A 13,672-nucleotide genomic window follows, 5' to 3' on the forward strand; every position below is an offset into this window, starting at 1 on the left:
CGCATGAGGGAGCTACAGCTTCTCGGTTTCGCCGGTCTTGGGCTGCCACTTCATGAGCCGCTTCTCGATCAGGCCCACGATGCCGTCGAGCGCCAGCGCAAAGGCCGTGAGCACCACGATGCCGGCGAACACTGTGTTGACATCGAAGGTGCCCTCGGCCTGCAGGATCAGGTAGCCCACGCCACGCGCCGAGCCCAGGTACTCGCCCACCACCGCGCCCACGAAGGCCAGCCCGACCGAGGTGTGCAGGCTGGAGAACACCCAGCTCGTCGCGCTCGGCAGGTACACCGTGCGCAGCAGTTGCCGCTGGTTCGCGCCCAGCATCTTCGCGTTGGCCAGCACCACCGGGCTCACCTCGCGCACGCCCTGGTAGACGTTGAAGAACACGATGAAGAACACCAGCGTGACGGCCAGCGCCACCTTGCTCCAGATGCCCAGGCCGAACCACAGCGCGAAGATGGGCGCGAGGATCACCCGCGGCATCGAGTTGGCGGCCTTGATGTAGGGGTCAAGAATCAGGCTCGCCGTGGGCGCGAGCGCCAGCCACAGCCCGCAGCCCAAGCCGAGCACCGTGCCGATGCCGAAGGCCAGCACCGTCTCCAGCAGCGTGGTGCCCAGGTGCAGGTAGATGTCGGCGTTGCCCTTGAGCCCGTCAGGGAACAGCGCATTGGGCGGCACCTCGAACGGCAGGAACCAGCTCCAGATGCGGCCCGCCACCTGGATCGGCTCGCCGAGGAAAAAGGCGAACTGCTGGTTGCGCGAGGCAATGTGCCACGCCACCAGGATCACCACCAGCAACGCCAGCTGCCAGAAGCGCGCGTTGCGCTCATTGAGTCCGAGGCGGGGCATCACGCGGCCTTCCTCAGTTGCTGCGCGTAGCCCTTCAACACCTCGTCGCGCAGCACCTCCCAGATCTGGGTGTGCAGCTCGACGAAGCGCGGCTGCGTGCGCACCTCGGCAACGTCGCGCGGGCGCGCCAGGTCGATGGCGAACTCGCCGATGGGGTGCGTTGCCGGGCCGGCCGACAGCACCACCACGCGATCGCTCATGGCAATGGCTTCGTCCAGGTCGTGCGTGATGAACAGAACGGCCTTCTTCTTTGCGCTCCAGAGGTCGAGCACTTCGTTCTCCATCAGCTGGCGCGTCTGGATGTCGAGTGCGCTGAAGGGCTCGTCCATGAGGATGATGTCGGGGTCGAGCACCAGCGTCTGTGCCAGCGCCACGCGCTTGCGCATGCCGCCGGAGAGCTGGTGTGGGTAGCGGTCACCGAAGCCCGAGAGGCCCACGCGCGAGAGCCATGCCTCGGCCTGTTGGCGCGCTTCGGCATCGGACACGCCGCGGTACTGAAGGCCCACCATCACGTTGTCGATCGCGCTGCGCCAGGGCATCAGCGCCTCGGTCTGGAACATGTAGCCGGCGCGCGTGTTGATGCCCGCGAGCGTCTGGCCGAAGACCTTCACGGTGCCCGAAGAAGGTTCGAGCAAACCTGCGCCAACGTTCAGCAACGTCGACTTGCCGCAGCCCGTAGGTCCCACCACCGAGACGAACTCCCCCGCCTTGATGCGCAGCGTGGTGTCGGCCACCGCGGTGTAGCGCTGGCCTGGATCGTCCTTCGAATGGAAGGTGCAACTGATGGAGAGAAGTTCGAGTGCGTGGTCGGACATGGCGTAAAAAACCCGGCCTGAGCCGGGTCGCGAGGACGTTCGGAATCAGGCTTTGAACCTGTCTTTCGCGCGCCGAGCAAAATCGTTGGTGTAGGTCTTTGCGAGGTCGATCCTGTCGGCCTTCACGGTGGTGTCGAAGCTGGCGATCGCGGTCAGCGCGGTCTTGGGGCCGTCGACCGGCACGAGGCCATCGGTTGCGATCGACTCGCGCACCTTGTCGAAGGACGCGAGGTACAGCGCCCGGTCGCCGAGCAGATAGGTCTCGGGCACCGTCTTGATGATGTCGCCGGGCCCCGCCGTCTGCAGCCACTTGAGCCCGTGCACGATGGCATTCGCCAGTGCCTGGCAGGTGTTGGGATTCTTCTGGATGAACTCGCTCGACGCATACAGGCAGGCTGCCGGCATCGGGCCGCCGAACACCTGCTGCGTGCCCTGGAGCGTGCGCGTGTCGCTGATGATCTTCACGTCGCCCTTCTGTTCGAGCATCGTCATCACCGGGTCTGTGTTGCTGATGGCGTCGATCTGGCCCGAGCGCAGCGCGGTGAGCGCACCGGCCGCCACGCCCACGCCGATGTAGCTCACGTCGCTGGCCTTGAGGCCGCCGCGCGACAGCACGAGGTTGGCGACCATGTTGGTCGATGAGCCTGGCGCCGAGACGCCGATCTTCTTGCCCTTGAGGTCGGGAATGCCGGTGTAGCCCGCCATGTTCTTCGTCGACACGCCCACCGCGATCTGCGGTGCGCGGCCCTGCAGCACGAAAGCCTGGAAGAACTGGTTCTTGGCTTGCAGGTTGATGGTGTGTTCGTAGGCGCCCGAGCAGACATCGGCCGAACCGCCGACCACCGCCTGCAGCGCGCGCGCACCGCCGGCGAAATCGGAAATCTCCACATCGAGCCCCTCGGCCTTGAAGTAGCCGAGCTGTTCGGAAATGGTGAGCGGCAGGTAGTAGAACGCCGCCTTGCCACCCACCGCGACGGAGATCCTGGTTTTCTCCAGCTTCGCCTGCTGCGCAAAGACACGCGGCAACGCGATGGTTGCGGCAGCGATGGCGGAAGCTGAAATGACGGTTCGGCGATGGAGCATGAAACGGTGCCTGCGGGCTCGATGATTCCTGGGACTGAATCGAGCTTAGGGGCCGCATCAGGCGACGGCATCGGGGTGATCCCGTGCGGGTTTTCACGTAATCATGAAGGCCTCGCCGCGAAGCCTGCGCCGAAGCGTCAACGCGCCAGGAAAAGTATCGCGACGTTGACCAGGAACCCGAGCGCCCAGACAGCGCTGCGCGCACTGCCCAGGCCCTTTATGTAGAGCACGATGTAGATCGCGCGCAGCACCACGTAGGCCGCGGCGAGCATGTCCAGGCGCGCCTGTGCCGCGCCGAGTTGGTGCGCGATGATCACCGCGCCGATGAAGAACGGCAGGCCTTCGAAGCTGTTCGCCTGCGCGCTGTTGGCACGCGCGCGCCATCCGCCCTGCTTCGCGGCCCAGTCGCGCGGATGCTGGTTGTCGCACGGGCCGAAGCTTCCAGCCTTGGCGGTCCACGCCGCGAAATACGGCAACCCGCAGGCGATGAAAACGCACCAGTAGGCGATCGTGAGCAACGAGAAAGTCATGTCCGCGTGCGCGTGCTACCTGCGATCCACCAGGGCATGCGCGATGGTGCCGAGATCGACGTATTCGAGTTCGCTGCCAGCCGGCACGCCGCGCGCAAGGCGCGTCACCGTGAGGCCATGCTGCTTCAGCGCCTCGCCGATCACGTGCGCGGTGGCTTCGCCCTCGGCGGTGAAGTTCGTGGCCAGGATGACCTCGCTCACCGTGCCGTCGCGCGCGCGGTCGAAGAGCTTCTGCAGTCCGATGTCCTTCGGCCCGATGCCGTCGAGCGGACTGAGCTTGCCCATCAGCACGAAGTAATAGCCGCGGAACGCGCCGGTGCGCTCGAGTGCTGCCTGGTCGGCCGGCGTCTCGACCACGCAAAGCTTGGTCCCGTCGCGCCGCGAGTCCATGCAGACGCTACAGATCGGCGCCTCGGTGAAGGTGTTGCAAAGCTCGCAATGCCGCACATGGCCCGCGGCCTGCTGCAGCGCGCGCGCGAGCAGCTGCGCACCCTCGCGGTCGTGCTGCAGCAGATGGAACGCCATGCGCGAGGCCGACTTGACGCCGACACCGGGCAGGCGGCGCAGCGCATCGACCAATGCATCCAACGAACTCGCGTCTGCCATGTCAAGCGGCTCCTTCGCGGGAACACCGCGGAACCGGCTTCGCCGGGCCGCAGGTGTTGCCCCCGGCGAGGGGGTTGGCGGCCACACGAAGTGGGCAAGCCTGGGGGAGAGTCATTCAGAACGGCAGCTTCATGCCGGGCGGGAGACCGGGCATGCCGGCCGTGAGCTTGCCCATCTTCTGCTCGCTGGTTTCCTCGGCCTTGCGCACGGCGGCGTTGAAGGCGGCAGCCACGAGGTCTTCGAGCATGTCCTTGTCGTCCGCCAGCAGGCTGGGGTCGATGGTGATGCGCTTGACGTCGTGCTTGCAGGTCATGACGACCTTGACGAGGCCGGCGCCGGATTCGCCTTCGACCTCGATGTGGGCGAGTTCTTCTTGGGCCTTCTTGAGGTTGTCCTGCATTGCCTGCGCCTGCTTCATGAGGCCGGCCAGTTGTCCTTTGTTGAACATCGTTGGTCCTGATTGTTAGGTTGAAAAGTGGGTGAAGGATAAGAGAGTTGGAGGCTCAGGCCGGTTTCAGCGTTCCGGGAACGATCTTCGCGTCGAAGTCGCGCATCAGCGCCTGCACTTCAGGGTCGCTCATGATGGCCTCTTCGGCCACGCGCTGGCGCTCGTCGGCGGCCTGCTTGTTGCGGCGCGCGGGGCTGTCGACCACGCCGCCGATCTCGATGGCGAGCTTGATGTTGTGGCCGAGGTTGTTCAGCGCAGCTGTCAGCTTTTCGCGGCTCGACGGCTGGTTAAGCGTCTCGCGCTCGATGCGCAGCAGCCACTGGTCCGTGTCGCGGCCCACCAGCTGCGACTGCAGCGCCAGTTCGCGTGCCAGGGCCGTGATGGCCTCGGCCGCGACCAGTTCGGAAACCGTGGCGTACCAGAAGTCGCCGTCTTCACTGGCCGGAATGGGGGTGAATGTGCTGCGCGGCTCATCGGGGCGCGGCGTGTCCCGGACACTCGGCGGGGGCTGCACGCGAATGGGCACGCCGACGACCCTGGCGGTCGCATCGCTGGCCTCGGGGCGGGATTCGGCCTGTCGGGGTTCATCGACCACCGCGAGGCGATGGCCGGCGGGGACCGGGGCGGCATGGGCGGGCGCCGCAGCAGGCGCTTCAGCTTCAATCGGAGCGCGAACGACCGGCATGGGCGCCGGAGCGGGGGCTGCGGCACGCACCGGAACCTGCGGCGCCGCGGCCGCAGCTTCATTCAGAGTTTTTTTTTCCGTGGAGGCCGTCGAAGCAGCAGCGTTGGAGGGCTTGAAGGCAAGTAGCCGCAACAGCACCATGGTCAGCGCGGCGTACTCATCGGGGGCTAGGCCCAGCTCGCCGCGGCCATGCAGGCACAGGCTGTAGAGCAGTTGCGTCTCGTCGGCAGGCATCAGCGCGGCGAGGCGCGCAGTGTCGGCCGCGTCAGGATCGGTGGCGGCATCGGCCGACTCCGCCCGCGAGGGCACGGCCTGCAGCACGGCCATGGCCTGCAGCACAGCCGTCATTTCTTCCAGCGTGGAGGCGGCGGACATGCCATCGACGCGCAGCGCCTCGGAGGTTTCGACCACCGTCTTGCCGTCGCCCTGCGCGAGCGCCTCGATCAGGCGGAATACATGGCCGCGATCGACGCTGCCGAGCATCTGGCGCACGCCGGTCTCGAGCAGTTCGCCGTTGCCGAAGGCGATGGCCTGGTCGGTGAGCGACAGCGCGTCGCGCATCGAGCCACGCGCCGCGCGCGCCAGCAGGCGAAGCGCCTGCGGCTCGGCCGGAACATTCTCGGTTTGCAGCACGCCGGTGAGATGTTCGAGCACCGTCTCGGGGGCCATCGGCCGCAGGTTGAACTGCAGGCAGCGCGACAGCACCGTGACCGGCACCTTCTGCGGATCGGTCGTGGCCAGCACGAACTTGAGGTACTCGGGCGGCTCCTCGAGCGTCTTCAGCATCGCGTTGAACGCGGTGTTCGTGAGCATGTGCACTTCGTCGATCATGAAGACCTTGAAGCGCCCCTGCACCGGCTTGTAGACGGCCTGTTCGAGCAGCGACTGCACTTCGTCCACGCCGCGGTTCGAGGCCGCGTCGAGCTCGGTGTAATCCACGAAGCGGCCCGAATCGATGTCGCGGCAGGCCTGGCACACACCGCACGGCGTGGCCGTGATGCCGCCCTGCCCGTCCGGGCCCTGGCAGTTGAGCGACTTCGCCAGAATCCGCGAAACGGTGGTCTTGCCCACACCCCGGGTGCCGGTAAAAAGATAGGCGTGATGCAGGCGCTGCGTTTTCAACGCGTTCTCGAGCGCCTGCACCACGTGCCCCTGGCCGACCATCTCACCGAAGGTTTTCGGACGGAACTTGCGAGCGAGCACGAGATAAGACATTGCGGGCATTCTAAAAGGCGTGAGGCGGGTCCTCGGCCCCACCTCGCAATCAAAAAAGACCCCTCTTTTCGTGAGACACCGAGGAACCGGCTCCGCCGGGCCTCTGGTGCCGCCCCCAGCAGGGGGTGGGCGAAGCGACACGAAGTGCGCGCAGCCTGGGGGGTTACAATAAGCCTTGACGGGCCTCCCTGCATGGTGAAGTGGCCAACCGGGTCAGGTGGGGAACCAAGCAGCCCTAACTGCGTAGTCAGTGCCAGGGGTAAGGCTCGTCAACCTCTTCAGCAGCTTCGTTTCATTCCGTGCGAAATGAAACGAGGCTTGCAACAACCGCTATCAGCCCAGACCCAGGCGACGAATCGCGCCGCGCGCCGCGGCCGCGCCGCTGGCCATCGACGCTGTCAGCAGGTAGCCGCCGGTCGGCGCTTCCCAGTCGAGCATCTCTCCTGCCGCAAACACGCCGGGCAGCGCGTTCGACATCAGCTGCGCATCCAGTGCGTCGAAGCGCACGCCGCCTGCCGTGCTGATCGCCTCGTCGACCGGCCGCGTCGCGATGAGCTTCAAGGGCACCGCCTTGATCGTCGCGGCCAGTTGCGCCGCGTCCTGCATCGCTTCGCGGCTCAAGGCCTCGTGCAGCACCCCCGCCTTGATGCCCTCGAGCCCCAGCCGGCTCTTGAGATGACTGCTGAGCGAACGCGCGCCGCGAGGGTGCGTCACTGCGGCCAATACCTGTTCGGCACTGCGGTCGGGCAGCAGATCCAGCAACAGCGTCGCGCTGCCCTTCGCGGCAATCTCGTCGCGCAGCAGCGCCGACGCGGCATAGATCAGGCTGCCTTCGATTCCCGTGGCCGTCGCGACGAACTCACCCTTGCGCGCAAAGTGCCTCCCCTGGCTGTCGGTGAACGAGATCGCGACCGACTTGAAGGGCTGCCCGGCAAAACGGCTGGAGAAATGCTCGCTCCAGCCCATGCTGTCGAAGCCGGAATTGGCCGCCAGCAGCGGCGCCACCTCCACACCCTGCGCCTGCAGCCACGGCGCCCACGCGCCATCGGAGCCGAGGCGAGCCCAGCTTGCCCCGCCCAACGCCAGCACTACCGCATCGGCCTTTGCCGTAATGCCGCCGGTCGGCGTCGCGAACCGCAGCGACGCCATGTCGAAAACCCCATCGCCCATCCAACGATGCCGCATATGAAACTGCACACCCGCCGCACGCAGGCGATGCAACCACGCGCGCAGCAGCGGCGCGGCCTTCATGTCGGTCGGAAACACGCGCCCCGACGTGCCGACGAAGGTCTCGATGCCCAGGCCGCTCGCCCATTCGCGCATCTGCTGCGGTCCGAACAGCGCCAGCATCGGCTCGAGCTGCGCGCGGCGCTCGCCGAAGCGGGTCATGAACACGTCGAAGGGCTCCGAGTGCGTGAGGTTCAGCCCGCCACGGCCGGCCAGCAGGAACTTGCGGCCGACCGAAGGCATCGCGTCATACACATGCACCTGTGCGCCGGAAGCGCTCAGGACTTCAGCCGCCATCAGGCCGGCAGGTCCGCCGCCGATGACGGCGACGGTAGGGGAAACAGTCATTCGAGATTTACCAGTTCGCCCTGCCCGGTGAGGAACGCGACGCGCACCGTGGCACCGGGATAGGCATGTTGCACTGCCGCGCGATAGCGCTGCATCTGTGCGATCAGCGCAGCGTCCCGTTCGGGGCGCGCCGCAGATTTGTAGTCGAGGATCCACCAGGCGCCGCTGTCGCGCTCGCGCACCAGACGGTCGATGCGCAAGGTCTCGCCTTCATGCACCAGCGTGACTTCGTTGCCATGCCAGTCGACCCTGCGATCGTCCCACACCCAGGCGCCCTCGCCCGCGCGGATACGCCGCGCCAGGGCGGCGGCACCGCGCGCCTGCTGCGCATCGAGCATGAATTCGCGTGCCGCGGCGCGCACGTGGGCCGCAGGCAACGGCTCGCCAGGGACCGCCCATTCGAGCAGACGGTGCATGGCCTGGCCGAAGGCGGCGGCGCGCGCGTCAACGGTGGTGCCTGGCGCTTTCTTGGTGGCAGGTTGTTCGACCAGCACGGGCGCCGCAGGCATGCGCTTCATCGAGAAGCTGCCCGCGCCGGAGTCGGTCGGCAAGACGACCAGTGGCTCGTCGGCCTCGGCAGGCTCGCACAGCGGTTCCAATCGTGCCCACCAGCTGCCTTCGTTGGCGCGCGCCGGGCGCACCGACGACAGCACCAGCCGCTCGCGTGCCCGCGTGGTCGCGACATAAAGGCCGTTGAGCTCTTCACGATGGCGTGCGCGCTGCTCCTCTTCGAGCAATGCCGCCGCGCAGGCCGGCGGCGTCTTCTCGCTCGCGAGGAACACGAAGCGCGTCGGCGCGCTGTCGCCGCCCTTCCATTCGACCAGCACGCCCATGGTCTGGGCGCGCGGTGGTGCCGCGTCGCAGTCGAGCATGAGGACGGTATCGGCCTCCAGTCCCTTCGCGCCATGCACGGTCAGCAGTTGCACCGCATCGGGCGCGGCCACGGTCGGAGCGCGCACGCCGCCCGCGCGCAGGGCGCGCACCAGCGCATACGGTGTCGCGAAACGCGCGCCGTCGATCTCGAGCGATGCGGACAGCAGGCCGCGCAGATTGGCCAGCGCGCTCTGGCGCATCGCGGCTGGAACCGCGGCCCCGAATTTCGCGAGCAGATCGCCATCGTGGAAGATCGCGTCGAGCGCGTCGTGAGGCGGCAGTGTCATCAGCCAGCGCTGCCACTTCCTGAGCTTGGTGCCCACCTCGATCAACGCCGGTGGCAGACTTTCGTCCTTCAGGATCAGCGCGAACCAGCTCACCGGGCCGCGCTCGCGCTGGCGCAGCGCGAGCTGCACCAGCGCCGCGTCATCGATGCCGAACACCGGCGACTTCAGCGCCCGCGCCAGCGAAAGATCGTGCGCGGGCGACACCAGGGCGTCGATCAGCGCGACCACGTCCTGCACTTCGGGTGCGTCGTGCAGATCGTTCTTCTCGGGCTGCTGCACGGGGATGTGGCGCTGGCGCAGTTCGTCCTGCATGGCCGAGAGCCGGCTGCGGCGGCGCGCCAGCACCATGATTTGGCGCGGCGGCGTTCCGTCGGCGATGCGCTGCGCCACCCATTGCGCGGCCTGTTCGCATTCCTTCTGCAGCAGCTGTTCTTCGGGCAGCACGCGCGGCGTGACGAGGCTGTCGCGCCAGTGCAGCATGCCGTCGTCGGCCGGCGCCGCGTCGGACGCATCGCCGAGTGCGTCGCGGTCGATGGCCGGCAGCTTGAGCAGTTCGCCTTCGTCGCCGCGCTCGGTGGTGTGGGCGCGGTAGCCATCGAACTCGCCGGCCTCTTGCGCCGCAAGCATCGCCGCGTTGACCAGCCCGACCACGGCCCGTGCATTCCGGTGGGTGTGGTCGCAGTTCAGCAACTCGCCGTCGAGCCCTTCGCGCACGAACTTCTTCGCGGCGATGAACACCTGCGGCTCGGCGCGGCGGAAGCGGTAGATGCTCTGCTTCGGGTCGCCCACGATGAACACGCGCGGCGCGCGGCCCTGCGCCCCGGTGTACGCGCTGAGCCAGCCGTAGAGCGCCTGCCACTGCAGCGGGTTGGTGTCCTGGAATTCGTCGATCAGCAGGTGCGCAATGCGCGCGTCGAGCCGCTCCTGCACCCAGCCCGAGAGCGCCGACTGGCCGAGCAGCAGCTGCGCGGCCTGCTCGACGTCGTTCATGTCGACCCAGCCGTGGGCGCGCTTCACATCGGCAAAGGCCGCGATCAGCAGGCGCGTGAGGCGCGTCATGCGCTGCTGGTAGAGCCATGCGGCGTGCTGGGCCTGTGCGCCGCACAGCACCTGCAGCTCGGCCTCGGCTTCCTGCGCGGCGGGGAATTTCTGCAGGTTCTTGTTGAGGCGGTCTTCGGTGGCGACGAAGAAGTTCTTGCGCAGGTGTGCGAGCGCGGCCGCCAGCGAATCGGCTGCGGGCTCGCCCATGCCGAACACGTCGATGATGGCCTCGGCCGCCTTCTGCGGCGTCTTGTTGCTCTCTCGGCCAAGCGCGGCGGCGCGGTCGAGCCAACGGCGGCGCACCGGCTCGCCGAGCAAGGCCTCGGTCGGTTCGTCCAGGCCTTCGAGCGACGGAAAGAACGCGCTGAAATGCTGGACGGCATTCTCTGCATCGGCCAGCGAGAACTCGACGCGCTTCGACAGCGCCTCGCTCAGGGCCTTGGCCGTTTGCGAGCGGCCGTGCGTGGCCACGACGGCGTAGTAGTCGGCCAGCACGTTCTTGTCGGCGGTGACGGCCTCGAAGAAGGGCCGCCATGTGTGGCCGCGCGCCTCGGCATCGTCTTCGAGCAGTTCGTAGTTCGACGGCAGGCCCAGCTCGCGCAGCACCGCGAGCGGCGCGTTGCGCAGCAGGCCCGCGAACCAGGCGTGGAAGGTGCGGAACTGCACCGGCCTGCCGCCTTCGAGCAGGCGCCGGTAGAGGCCCTTCAGGCGCGGCACGGCCGCTGCCGCAGCGACGGGCTCCACGCCGCGCATCACGAGTTGGCCGACCAGTTCTTCCGGCGTCCGTTCGGCAAAATCTTCAAGCCACTGGTCGAGCCGCTCACGCATCTCGCCGGCCGCCTTCTTCGTAAAGGTGATGGCCAGGATCTCATGCGGCTCGCAGGCAGACTCGCCTTCTTCGAGCAGCGCGCGCAGGATGCGCGACACCAGCATCCAGGTCTTGCCCGCGCCTGCGCAGGCCTCGACGGCGACCGAACGGCGCGGATCGCAGGCGACGGTGTAGAAGGCCTCGCGCGTGACGTGCCGGCCGTTGTGTTCGTAGGCGGCGCCGTTCATTTCGCAATGCCCCCGAAACGGGGTGCCTCGTTGCCCCAGAAGTCCTTGCGGCAGAGGCCGCGCGCGGCGCAGTAGTCGCAGACGGCGCCCTCCCCCAGCGGCGGCAGCGCAGCCCCGTGCGCGATGCGCGTGAAGTCGTCGATGATGCCGGCCACCAGCGCATCCCGCGCCTCGACCACGGCGGGCTGCTCGACGGTCTGCGTGCCGGAGGACTTTTCCCCGACGTTCACATAGGCCGCGCGCAAGGTGTCGTCGGCCACCAGCGCGGCGTAGAAGGCCAGTTGCGTGTCTTCGGTCGGGTCCTTCACGCGCTCCTTGCTGACCGTTGCCGATTCGGTCTTGTAGTCGATCACGAAAGCCTGGCCGTCGGGCATGCGGTCGATGCGGTCGAGCCGGCCGATCAGCCGCAGCGTGCCCAGGGGCTGTTCCTTCCAGGGTTCGGCTTCGACGAAGACCGCGCCGCCCGCCTCGTGCCCCGTCAACCAGTTGAGGTAGCCGTCGCGTATCGCGGGCCAGGCCGCGGCGAATGGCAGGAACTCGGCTTCGGACAGGCTGAGCTCCTTCGTTGCGCGCCGGGCCGCCTCTTCGATGAGCGAGATTCGTTCCTGCGCATCCTGCGCCGGGGTTTCGACCAGCGCCTCGTGGAAATGACCAAGCACGGCATGCAGCCAGTTGCCGAAGTCGCGCTTGTCGACCTCGGCATCGAGCTCGTCGGCGCTGCGCAGGCCCAACTGCCGCAAGGCGAAGAAGCGGTAGGGGCAGCGGCGCAGGTCTTCATACACGCTGGTCGAGATGTTCTCCAGTGGCAGGAGCGCGCCGGAAGGAGTCGGATATTCGGTTGGCTGCACGGCCACTTCGCGCGGCGTGCGTGGATCGGCCGAGGGCTGCAGCGCGTGATCGAGCTGCAGCGCCTGCACCAGCGGACTGGGCCGTACCGGCTCGCCGCTGGCGTCGGACTGGCGCCAGATCAACTCGCACGACGGGTTGTGCAGGGCCGCGGCCCAGGCTGCGCGCTGTGCGGCTTCGAGCGTTTCACGCGATGCCAAGCCCAGCCCGAGTCGCTGGGCGGCGCTCCAGTTGCCGGGCGGCTCGGGTGACGCGGGCAGACGCCGGTCGTCGCAGCCCGGGATGACCACGGCACCGAACGCCCGACCCAGCAATTGGTACAGCGGCAGCACGACGACCTTCGGCGCCTGGTCACCCGCGGGGGGCACGAAGCTCGCGTCTTCCAGCACGTCGCGGACCCAGGCGGTGAACTCGGCCAGCGTGTGGCGGCCGCCGGGGAAATCGTCGTCGTCGCCGTGCGCGCCGGCATCGAGCCACAGGGCGCCGATCACTTTGCCGCCGGCGAGGTCTTCGTCGAGCAGCGCCCATTGGCCGCTGGCTTCCAGCAGCTCGCGCAGCGCGCGCAGCCAGTCGGCCAGGGGGCGGGACCGGGCCATGGGCGCGCGTCGCGCCTCGATGGCCTCGGTGAAGGACAGCAACGTGGCGTCCTGCGCTTTCTCGCTGCGCGCCACCAAGGCACACCAGGCCAACCAGTCGCGCAGGCCCTCGCGGCGCAAGCGGGCTTCGAGCAGTTGCACGGTCGGCGCATCGCCATCGGCGCCGCTCTTGAGCCATTCGAGCACCTGGTCGCTGCCGGCGTCATGGGCACAGGCGCGCAGCACGCTCATCAGCGTGGCGGCGGCGCGCGTGGTCGAGAGCTTCCAGCCCGTTTCGTCATGCGTGACGATGCCTTGCGCACTCAGCTGGGCGCTGATGCGGCGCGTGAGGGCGCGGTCGGTTGCGATCAAGGCGACCGGTGCGCGGTCTTCGGCGAGGTGGCGCAGCACGCAGGCGGCGGCGAGCTCGGCTTCGTCTTCGGGGTCGAGGGCGACGTGCGAAACCGCAGCCTGCGTGGGCGCGCCCGAAGGCACGAGCGAGAGATGAAGAGCGCGGTCGCCCCACAGTTTGCAGAGCGACTGCGTGAGCGGATCGGCCAGGAAACCCTCGAGCACGATCAGCGCATCGACCTGCGCACGCGTGCTGTCGCGCTGAAGCACGTCGGTGGCATAGCCCGAGGTCGAGGCCCACGCGACGGCGATGCGGATCAACGCGCTCTCGATGCGGAACCATTCCGACTCGCTGCCCGCCTCGGCCACGCCCGCTGCGCGTTGCGCCCATTCGCCGCCCCGCACTTCGGGACTCACGGCAGCTGCAAGAGGGGCCAGTTGATACGCCAGTTCGACGACGCGGCCGGCCAGGGCGAAGCGCTCGGCGCTGAAACCGGCTTGCGAAAGCAGCGCCTGTGCCGTGACCAGGTCGCGCGCCATGTCGTGCGCGATGTCGTAGCCGGTCGGCACGAAGCCGCCCGCGCTACGGGCCCAGTTATGGGTAGTCTCGAAGCGCGGCACGAAGCCTGGGCTGCCGCAGCGGGCCCACATGGCGCACGCCACGCCCATCAACTGCGCGTAGGGCACCAGCACCACGGTGCGGGCGGCATGCAGCTGGCGATCGGCCAGCGCGCGGACGATCCGCGCAACGACGCCATTGGCGGGATCGCACCACAGGGCCTGGACAGGGAGGCCTTCGTTCATGTTCTATCGAGGGGTTGGAGAGCGCGTGGACGT

The 13,672-nt window shown here is 67.9% G+C and carries 10 protein-coding genes and 1 other RNA gene; 1 reads left to right on the forward strand and 10 read right to left on the reverse strand.

Features of this window, described 5'->3' with window-relative positions; translation table 11 throughout:
* Positions 1 to 12 precede the first annotated feature (12 nt).
* The 7 genes from ASD05_RS27220 to dnaX all read right to left on the reverse strand — a co-directional run bounded on the left by ASD05_RS27220 (position 13) and on the right by dnaX (position 6,231).
* Entirely contained in the window at positions 13 to 849 is an 837-nt protein-coding gene (locus ASD05_RS27220; RefSeq protein WP_056599393.1) for an ABC transporter permease, read from the reverse strand.
* Entirely contained in the window at positions 849 to 1,664 is an 816-nt protein-coding gene (locus tag ASD05_RS27225) for an ABC transporter ATP-binding protein (protein WP_056599239.1), read from the reverse strand. Before ASD05_RS27225 ends, ASD05_RS27220 begins: the two co-directional genes overlap by 1 nt.
* Positions 1,665 to 1,709: 45 nt before the next feature.
* Positions 1,710 to 2,747 (reverse strand): ABC transporter substrate-binding protein, encoded by a 1,038-nt coding sequence (locus ASD05_RS27230; RefSeq protein WP_056599242.1) that lies wholly within the window; start codon positions 2,745 to 2,747, stop codon positions 1,710 to 1,712.
* A gap of 137 nt (positions 2,748 to 2,884) precedes the next feature.
* Entirely contained in the window at positions 2,885 to 3,277 is a 393-nt protein-coding gene (locus ASD05_RS27235; protein WP_056599245.1) for an MAPEG family protein, read from the reverse strand.
* A 15-nt stretch (positions 3,278 to 3,292) separates the two neighbouring features.
* Entirely contained in the window at positions 3,293 to 3,883 is a 591-nt protein-coding gene (gene recR, locus ASD05_RS27240) for a recombination mediator RecR (RefSeq protein WP_056599247.1), read from the reverse strand.
* A gap of 115 nt (positions 3,884 to 3,998) precedes the next feature.
* Positions 3,999 to 4,331 (reverse strand): YbaB/EbfC family nucleoid-associated protein, encoded by a 333-nt coding sequence (locus tag ASD05_RS27245; protein WP_007836669.1) that lies wholly within the window; start codon positions 4,329 to 4,331, stop codon positions 3,999 to 4,001.
* 55 nt (positions 4,332 to 4,386) lie between these two features.
* A complete protein-coding gene (gene dnaX, locus ASD05_RS27250; RefSeq protein ID WP_056599250.1) occupies positions 4,387 to 6,231 on the reverse strand; it encodes a DNA polymerase III subunit gamma/tau in 1,845 nt (614 codons plus the stop codon).
* Positions 6,232 to 6,408: 177 nt separating this feature from the next.
* Between dnaX and ffs the strand changes: the two genes are divergently transcribed.
* An RNA gene (gene ffs, locus ASD05_RS29850) (signal recognition particle sRNA small type) lies at positions 6,409 to 6,505 on the forward strand.
* Between the two features lie 59 nt (positions 6,506 to 6,564).
* Here ffs and ASD05_RS27255 read toward each other — a convergent pair.
* The 3 genes from ASD05_RS27255 to ASD05_RS27265 are packed head-to-tail and all read right to left on the reverse strand — an operon-like array spanning position 6,565 to position 13,639.
* On the reverse strand, positions 6,565 to 7,806 hold the full coding sequence (locus ASD05_RS27255; protein WP_056599253.1) for a TIGR03862 family flavoprotein: 1,242 nt from the start codon (positions 7,804 to 7,806) through the stop codon (positions 6,565 to 6,567).
* On the reverse strand, positions 7,803 to 11,063 hold the full coding sequence (locus tag ASD05_RS27260; protein ID WP_056599256.1) for a UvrD-helicase domain-containing protein: 3,261 nt from the start codon (positions 11,061 to 11,063) through the stop codon (positions 7,803 to 7,805). Before ASD05_RS27260 ends, ASD05_RS27255 begins: the two co-directional genes overlap by 4 nt.
* Entirely contained in the window at positions 11,060 to 13,639 is a 2,580-nt protein-coding gene (locus tag ASD05_RS27265; RefSeq protein WP_056599260.1) for a PD-(D/E)XK nuclease family protein, read from the reverse strand. The genes ASD05_RS27260 and ASD05_RS27265 overlap by 4 nt, the downstream gene beginning before the upstream one ends.
* Positions 13,640 to 13,672 lie beyond the last annotated feature (33 nt).

Source organism: Variovorax sp. Root434 (genome assembly GCF_001426595.1).
GTDB lineage: Bacteria > Pseudomonadota > Gammaproteobacteria > Burkholderiales > Burkholderiaceae_C > Variovorax.